Below are 7,513 nucleotides of genomic sequence, written 5' to 3'. Positions count from 1 at the left end.
GTTGGTCTTTTTTATTTTTATCAAGTTTTAAAATCCATATTGCAATCCGATCTGCAAAGCGTTATTACGAAGCTGCTTATCATCATTGCTCCAACTTGTAGATCCTGATTTCTTGATATCGGTAAACCCGACGACATACCTGGCGCCAATTGTAATATTATTGACTCGGAAACCGACACCGATAGCGCCTGCCATATCAAAATTATTATAGTTGGAATTATTCCTGTATTTTTTTATCGTTACTACATCGTCAGTTTTGTTGCGGTCACTGTTGCCAATAAGAAAAGAAAACTGCGGTCCTGCTTCTACAAACAAATTAAGAATTGGTTCGAACTGAAACATAATCGGTGCAGAAATATAATCTAAACCTAGCGTGTGTGACACCCTATCATTGTCATATTTCACACCAACACTATTGTAAAGTACTTCTGGCTGGATACTGAATATATTATTAACCGCAGCATGCATATAAAGTCCTGCATAGTAGCCAATTCTAGCATTGGTATCATCCCAACTTCTTTCTTTGCTGATTGTCGCAATATTGGCACCACCTTTCACACCAAAAGACTGTGCAGAGATCATCGCTGTTGCAGAAATTGCCAAAATCTGAAAAACCTTCTTCATAAATATAATTGTTTATTGCTGACAAAAATATAAATTAAGAAACAAAAAAAGACCGAATGAATCGGTCTTTTGTAGTATTTTAAATATTTTTAATTATTTAAATTTGAAATTTAATCCAACTTGAAAAACATTATTTTTCACGTTATCTCTACTTTCTGAATTACTTTTGTAGATATCTGTCAAACCAGCAGTATACCTCGCATTAATACCTATTTGTGGAGTAAAGTAGTAACCTATACCTAAACCTAAACCAAAGTCAAAATTTTTGAAATTATCTTTGTCTAGAGAATATGATTCAGCATCCTCAGTAGATCCATTTTTCGTATTTTTATACTTATCTCTTGCATCAACTAGAAAGCTAAATTGTGGTCCAGCTTCAATATAAAAATTTGGAGTCGCCATAAACTGAGCCATTACAGGCACAGAAATATAGTCCAAATGTCTAGCGTATTCTGCTGAATAATTATCATTTCCTAAGTTTACTTCTGTAACGGTTACTTTTGAACCCAAATTATTATACAAAACTTCGGGTTGAATGCTAAATTGCTCTGATATAGGTGCATTCAAAAATATACCTCCATTAAAACCAATTTTAGATCCCTGGTCTTCCAATCCTCCGTCTTTTGATAAAGAAGAAACATTCATTCCACCTTTAATACCGAATGTTGGACTTGTTTGAGCGAATGCAAAAGTTCCTGCTACCAAACCTAATCCTAAAAATAACTTTTTCATAATATCAAATTTTAATTTTGTTTTACGGGAAGCATACTTCCAAATACTTTGCCAAAAAATTAAAAATAATTGATATTTTTCAAGTTAATCAATCAAATAACTAATCATCAATGATTTAAAAATCATATTCATTGAATAACATCACGCCTTCGAGTTGATATTTTTGTAGAAATCTAAGGTCAAATTGATTTGATCCGCATGCAATTTCTGGTCATAAGCGCAAGTTCCCACCCCATTGATCAAAGAAAAATTGATATCACCGTCTTGATTTTTCTTGTCATTGAACATCAGATTAAGGATATCTTCGTTCCTGAATTCAGAAATATCGATGTATGGAAAGAATCTTTGGATCTTGGTAATAATAGTCGAAGAAACCTCTACATCTATCAAACCAGCAAGAAAAGCCAAATGCGTTTCGCAGATCATCCCGAGCGCTACGGCTTCCCCATGAGGGATCAAGTTTCCTTTTCTTAGAAAAAGGCTTTCGACAGCGTGACCGATCGTGTGTCCAAAGTTGAGGATCTTGCGGATATTCTCTTCTTTGAAATCCTTTGTCACCACATCATTTTTGATCGCCATACTTCTACTGATAAATGGCGCAACATCTTCTGGTGTAACCTTATATAATGAACTAAGGTCATTCCAATGGTTTCCGTCTGCGATCAAACCGTGTTTCAGCATTTCTGCAAAACCACTTCTGAGCTCTTCAAACTTCAAAGTCTCCAGGAATTTCGGATAAAAGAAAATCGCTTCTGGCAATGCAAAAGTCCCGATGATATTTTTAAGATACTGATGATCGATCCCTGTTTTACCACCAATAGAAGCATCACACATAGCAAGCAAAGTGGTTGGGATATTGATGAATTTAAAACCTCTCTTATAAGTTGAAGCCACAAAACCACCCATATCCGTGACTACTCCACCGCCAAGATTGATCAGTAGGGATTTTCTATCGGCTTCCATTTCTGAGAATATTTCCCAAAGCTGGGTCGCCGTTCCGATGTTTTTATTCTCTTCACCAGCTTCTATCTCGATGATCTCGAATGGTGCATCTGTTTCCAAATTGGGCATTAAAATCGGTAAACAATGGTCGTGTGTATTTTCATCCACCAAAATGAAGATCTTACTCGGCGATAACTGACCGATATATTCATTAAGACTACTGAAATCCTTGTCAAGTTCCTTTATCATAACTCAAATTTTAACAAAAATAAAAACAAATTAATTAGCAATTTTAATTATTTGAAGATTAATTTCAACGAGATGCATTATCAATAGATTTTAATTTCAAATCAGACCATTCTTATTTATAGACCTTCAAATCCTTTTGAAAAGAGATGGATTGTTGTTTTAATTCTCCAACTTCCTTGTAGTCATCAGTATTAATTTTATTAATGACCTTTCCATTCACAAAATAAAACCTTGATTCTGAGGTTAATTTTGGTTTAAGGAGATTTTCTTTCTCGTCGATGGTTTGGTATTTTTTCTTGAGTACAAAGATCAAGTTTCCTTTATCAAAATAAAACTGTGTCGCAATTATCGTACTTGACAAACCTACAGAATGAACTATTTTCTTCAATTCCTTATTTTTAAAATAGCCTTCGAGTTCCTGTCCGTTATCTGTCACTTCATTTTTTACATCTACAAAATAATCGTTGGGGACTTTTTTGACAATATAATTTTTGGATGTATTGATCATTTCAACTTGTCTTTTGATCAAATCTACATTTTGACCAAACCCAAAAATCGAAAGACAGAAAATCAATACAACAACAAACTTTTTCATCAGGTTAAATTAAACAAAAAAGAGAAGCAAAACTGCTTCTCTTTAATATGAATTTGAATCTTATTATAGATTACATGTGGATCGATCTCTTTCCAGTGGCGTCCAAAGCCGCTTCTTTCACAGCCTCTGCGTAAGTTGGATGTGCGTGAGAACTTCTTGCGATGTCTTCTGCACTTGCGCGAAACTCCATTGCAATCACACCTTCTGCAATTAGATCGGCTGCTCTGGCTCCAATCATGTGGAAACCAAGAACCTCATCGGTTTTTTCGTCAGCGATGATCTTTACAAATCCGTCTGTGTCACCACTTGCACGGCTTCTTCCTAATGCTCTCATTGGGAAACTTCCAACTTTGTAAGCTACACCTTCTTCTTTCAATTGCTCCTCAGTTTTACCAACGCCAGCAACTTCCGGCCAAGTGTAAACAACACCTGGGATCAAGTTATAATTGATATGCGGTTTTTGTCCAGCCAAGATCTCAGCAACCAAAGTTCCTTCCTCTTCCGCTTTGTGCGCCAACATCGCCCCTTTGATCACGTCACCAATGGCGTAGATGTTTGAAACATTCGTCTGCAAATGGTCGTTGGTTTTCACTCTTCCTCTTTCGTCAAGTTCTACACCTGCTTTTTCCAATCCAAGTCCGTCTGTGTAAGGTCTTCTTCCCACAGAAACTAGAACATAATCGCCTTCGAAGTTTACTTCTTCACCTTTTTTATTTTTAGCCGTTACTTTCACTGAATCTCCATTTCTCTCAACAGCCGAAACAGCCGTAGAAAGTTCGAATTTCATCCCTTGTTTTCTAAGAACTTTTTGCAATTCCTTAGACAAACTTCCGTCCATTCCAGGAATGATTTTATCCATAAACTCGACCACAGTCACCTGAGAACCTAATCTCAAATAAACAGAACCAAGCTCAAGACCGATAACACCTCCTCCAATTACAACCAAATGTTTTGGAATTTCTTTAAGATTCAAAGCTTCTGTGGAAGTGATGATTCTTTCTTTATCAAGATTGATGAAAGGCAAGCTGGATGGTTTGGAACCAGTTGCAATGATTGTATATTTAGATTCGATCACTTCGGAAGAACCGTCGTTCTTTGAAACTTTGATCTGGGTTGCAGATTCGAAACTTCCAAGACCTTCAAAAACGGTGATCTTATTTTTATCCATCAAAAAGTTGATTCCCTTTGTGGTTTGATCCACCACTTCGTTTTTGCGGGCAATCATTCTTGCGATATCAGCAGTCGGCTCATTGATGATGATCCCGTGATTTGCAAAGTCGTGTTTTGCCTTTTCGAAATGCTCAGAACTATCAAGCAAAGCTTTTGAAGGAATACATCCAACATTAAGACAAGTTCCGCCTAAGGTTGAATATTTTTCAATAATTGCTGTTTTGAAACCCAATTGGGCAGCACGGATTGCCGCAACATATCCACCAGGACCAGAACCGATAACGGTTACATCAAATTGACTCATATATTTTTGATTATTATTCGAATAAAAATTTCATCAAATTTACGAAAATTAAAACAAATTTCTACAGATTTTCAGGTTGATTATATAATTCAGCAATAATGATTAGACATCTTATTTGTGTAAGTAAATGAATTTTTTTTCTAAAAAACCTATCTGATATTATTAAACTTAAAGATTTTTATTAAGTAGATTTTTGTAAATTTGAGAGTTAGCATAAACAATAAATAAATCACTCTAAAAAACGATGAAAGACTTATATCAAAAATTAGAAACTTATTTTCAATTTGAAAAATCTGACAGTGTTTTTATAACACTATTCAAATCAATTCTATTACTTACTTGTGGTGGTTTTTTTGGTTTAATATTAAGAGAATTAAATTCCCATCCTGTTGAAATTAATTGGTTTCATATTTTATTTTTTTTATTTGGAATTAGTACTTTCATATACATCGAATATAGACGGTTGAAAAAGGAGAAAAATTTTCCTGTATCAATATTAGAGCACCTAAATGCTTCAGAAGAATTGAAAGAATTAAGAGGGAAGCATAACAGAAAAACAAAATTATATGATTACATAGATAATTCTATTCAATCTTTGAATTCAAACACCTGTCCGGTAACGTTTGAAGAAGATAATTTTTTATGTCATCAAGATTTAGAACAAGGACTAAGAAGTGTATTGTATGATTTAATAGAAAGACCAAATTATATTTTAAATATTGATGATACTAATTTTACTGTGGGTACTTTTGTAAAAGAAATTCTAGATAAACAATCTAAAGTCGGACAATTAGATACGACGCAAAAAATTTTCTTATTTAGGGATGATTTACAAATTGGTGAATTTTTGCCGGAAAACCCATATGAATTAAATTCACAATTTGAAGCTAGTTTTCAATTCCAAACCGCTTTATTAGAAGGACTTGGATTTAATAAATTTATTTGCAAAGAATTTTCAATTGGAGAAATAAAATATTCATTGATTTGTTCGCCAATACCAAATGTCTGCGAAAATTGTCCTCCTGAAGGAATAATTTTCTGTATTTATAAAAATTGTGAAAAATGCTCAGTCGATATAGATAGTGTTTTATTAATTTTTGGCAGAATTTTATCAAATTGGATTTCAAGATATAATGACTGTGTAAGAAATGAAAAAAAAATGAAGCTATCAGATAACCATACACATAAAAAAGTAGAAATCCCTAAGGAAGTAACTGAGCTTTTAGAAAAGCAAAAATCAAATTAAACGTTAATATTGAAGGTCATTTTGATTCTACCTCTAAAAGACAAGAATTTACAACCATAAAATTAATCTCTATTTTTGCATCAGATTTTAAAATCCAAATCAATGTCAATCGCATCAAATTATCAAAACATCCTTTCCCAACTTCCCGAAAATGTAAAACTCGTGACGGTTTCCAAAACCAATCCGGCTGAGAAGATCAAAGAAGTTTATGATTTGGAACAACGGGCTTTCGGAGAGAATAAAGTTCAGGAATTGTTGGAAAAGCAACCTGTTCTTCCAAACGATATTGAGTGGCATCTGATAGGACATCTTCAAACCAACAAAGTGAAATTTGTAGCGGGATTTATCTCAATGATAGAAAGCGTTGACAGCGAAAAACTTTTGAAAGAAATTGATAAGGAAGCTTTGAAAAACAATCGAAAGATCAATATTTTACTTCAAGTTAAAATTGCAAAAGAGGAGACAAAATTCGGATTGACCATTGACGAAGCCAAAGATATTTTCAATGAATTCTTAGAAGGGAATTTCCCAAATATCGAAATCAAAGGCTTGATGGGAATGGCCAGTTTTGTGGATAATGAAACGCAGATCCGTGAGGAATTTGGAATTTTGAAACAACTTTTTGATGAGCTTTCCAGCTTAAAACCTTTGGAAACTTTATCAATGGGAATGAGTGGCGATTTTCCTTTGGCGATTGAATGTGGTTCAAATTCGGTAAGAGTGGGATCGGCTATTTTTGGGGAGAGGAACTACTAATTTTTTCACCATAGAACTTCCTACATTATTCATTACTTTTGCAACGGATCAATTTTAAAAAATGTATGAAGACTTCCGTCATTCTAAGCACCTACAATTCCGAAGCGTGGCTCGAAAAGGTCATTTGGGGCCTAAGCGTGCAAACGGAAATTGACTTTGAGATCATCATTGCAGATGACGGATCGGGACCGGAAACCAAAAAACTGCTCGATCGATTGCGCTGTGAGATCAACATGCCGCTGATACATATCTGGCATGAAGATGACGGTTTTCAAAAGACAAAAATTTTGAACAAGGCGATTGTAGCTTCAACTACAGATTATTTGATTTTTACAGATGGTGACTGCATTCCAAGAAAAGATTTTGTTGCCGTTCATCTGAAATACCGTGAAGAGGGATATTTTCTTTCTGGAGGATATTTCAAACTCCCTCTAAACATCTCCGAATTAATATCAAAAAAAGACATTGAGAACCAAAATTGTTTCCATTTGAAGTGGCTTCTATCGAAAGGCTTAAAACGTTCATTTAAAAACCACAAATTGACATCTTCAGGCTCATTGTCGAAGATCCTGAATGCGATCACACCAACAAAGCCCACGTGGAATGGTCACAATGCTTCGGGCTGGAAGAAAGATATCATTGAGATCAATGGCTTCAATCAAGAGATGCAATATGGTGGCGAGGACCGTGAACTGGGTGAAAGACTTGTCAATAAGGGATTGAGATCCAAACAGATCCGCTACAGTGCGATTTGTGTTCATCTGGACCATGACAGGTCTTACGTGAATGAAGCAGCGTGGAAGAAAAACTTTGAGATCAGAGAATACACCAAAAAAAATAAGGTCGTACGAACGACCTTTGGAATTGATTCTATCTAATTAACCTGAGTTCGGTT

The 7,513-nt window shown here is 34.8% G+C and carries 8 protein-coding genes; 3 read left to right on the top strand and 5 right to left on the bottom strand.

The window, feature by feature from the left end; genetic code table 11:
• Positions 1 to 27: 27 nt before the first annotated feature.
• The 5 genes from AXA65_RS18390 to lpdA form a co-directional block, all read right to left on the bottom strand.
• Positions 28 to 624 carry a porin family protein gene (locus tag AXA65_RS18390; RefSeq protein ID WP_063971507.1) on the bottom strand — a complete coding sequence of 199 codons (597 nt, stop codon included), beginning with the start codon at positions 622 to 624 and terminating at the stop codon, positions 28 to 30.
• Between the two features lie 93 nt (positions 625 to 717).
• Complete coding sequence (locus AXA65_RS18385; protein ID WP_063971506.1) at positions 718 to 1,356, bottom strand: porin family protein; 639 nt, start codon at positions 1,354 to 1,356, stop codon at positions 718 to 720.
• Between the two features lie 141 nt (positions 1,357 to 1,497).
• Entirely contained in the window at positions 1,498 to 2,547 is a 1,050-nt protein-coding gene (gene aroB, locus AXA65_RS18380) for a 3-dehydroquinate synthase (RefSeq protein ID WP_063971505.1), read from the bottom strand.
• A 112-nt stretch (positions 2,548 to 2,659) separates the two neighbouring features.
• A complete protein-coding gene (locus AXA65_RS18375) occupies positions 2,660 to 3,142 on the bottom strand; it encodes a hypothetical protein (RefSeq protein WP_063971504.1) in 483 nt (160 codons plus the stop codon).
• Between the two features lie 70 nt (positions 3,143 to 3,212).
• Positions 3,213 to 4,616: a dihydrolipoyl dehydrogenase gene (gene lpdA, locus AXA65_RS18370; RefSeq protein WP_063971503.1), complete on the bottom strand. Its 1,404-nt coding sequence runs from the start codon at positions 4,614 to 4,616 to the stop codon at positions 3,213 to 3,215.
• A 244-nt stretch (positions 4,617 to 4,860) separates the two neighbouring features.
• On the opposite strand from lpdA, the gene AXA65_RS18365 reads away from it, so the two are divergent.
• The 3 genes from AXA65_RS18365 (at position 4,861) to AXA65_RS18355 (ending at position 7,496) form a co-directional block, all read left to right on the top strand.
• Positions 4,861 to 5,862, top strand: a complete 1,002-nt coding sequence (locus AXA65_RS18365; protein ID WP_063971502.1) for a hypothetical protein — start codon at positions 4,861 to 4,863, stop codon at positions 5,860 to 5,862.
• Between the two features lie 102 nt (positions 5,863 to 5,964).
• Positions 5,965 to 6,618, top strand: coding sequence for a YggS family pyridoxal phosphate-dependent enzyme (locus tag AXA65_RS18360; RefSeq protein ID WP_063971501.1), 654 nt, complete (start codon positions 5,965 to 5,967; stop codon positions 6,616 to 6,618).
• A gap of 65 nt (positions 6,619 to 6,683) precedes the next feature.
• Positions 6,684 to 7,496: a glycosyltransferase family 2 protein gene (locus tag AXA65_RS18355; protein WP_063971500.1), complete on the top strand. Its 813-nt coding sequence runs from the start codon at positions 6,684 to 6,686 to the stop codon at positions 7,494 to 7,496.
• The last annotated feature ends 17 nt before the right edge of the window (positions 7,497 to 7,513 follow it).

The sequence above is a fragment of the Chryseobacterium sp. FP211-J200 genome, from assembly GCF_001643375.1.
Lineage (GTDB): Bacteria > Bacteroidota > Bacteroidia > Flavobacteriales > Weeksellaceae > Epilithonimonas > Epilithonimonas ginsengisoli.
This window is presented reverse-complemented; position numbering and strand designations above follow the sequence as displayed.

Coding starts and splice junctions, on each gene's coding strand:
- AXA65_RS18390 (WP_063971507.1), bottom strand. CDS start 624: ATGAAGAAGGTTTTTCAGATTTTGGCAATTTCTGCAACAGCGATGATC.
- AXA65_RS18385 (WP_063971506.1), bottom strand. CDS start 1,356: ATGAAAAAGTTATTTTTAGGATTAGGTTTGGTAGCAGGAACTTTTGCA.
- aroB (WP_063971505.1), bottom strand. CDS start 2,547: ATGATAAAGGAACTTGACAAGGATTTCAGTAGTCTTAATGAATATATC.
- AXA65_RS18375 (WP_063971504.1), bottom strand. CDS start 3,142: ATGAAAAAGTTTGTTGTTGTATTGATTTTCTGTCTTTCGATTTTTGGG.
- lpdA (WP_063971503.1), bottom strand. CDS start 4,616: ATGAGTCAATTTGATGTAACCGTTATCGGTTCTGGTCCTGGTGGATAT.
- AXA65_RS18365 (WP_063971502.1), top strand. CDS start 4,861: ATGAAAGACTTATATCAAAAATTAGAAACTTATTTTCAATTTGAAAAA.
- AXA65_RS18360 (WP_063971501.1), top strand. CDS start 5,965: ATGTCAATCGCATCAAATTATCAAAACATCCTTTCCCAACTTCCCGAA.
- AXA65_RS18355 (WP_063971500.1), top strand. CDS start 6,684: ATGAAGACTTCCGTCATTCTAAGCACCTACAATTCCGAAGCGTGGCTC.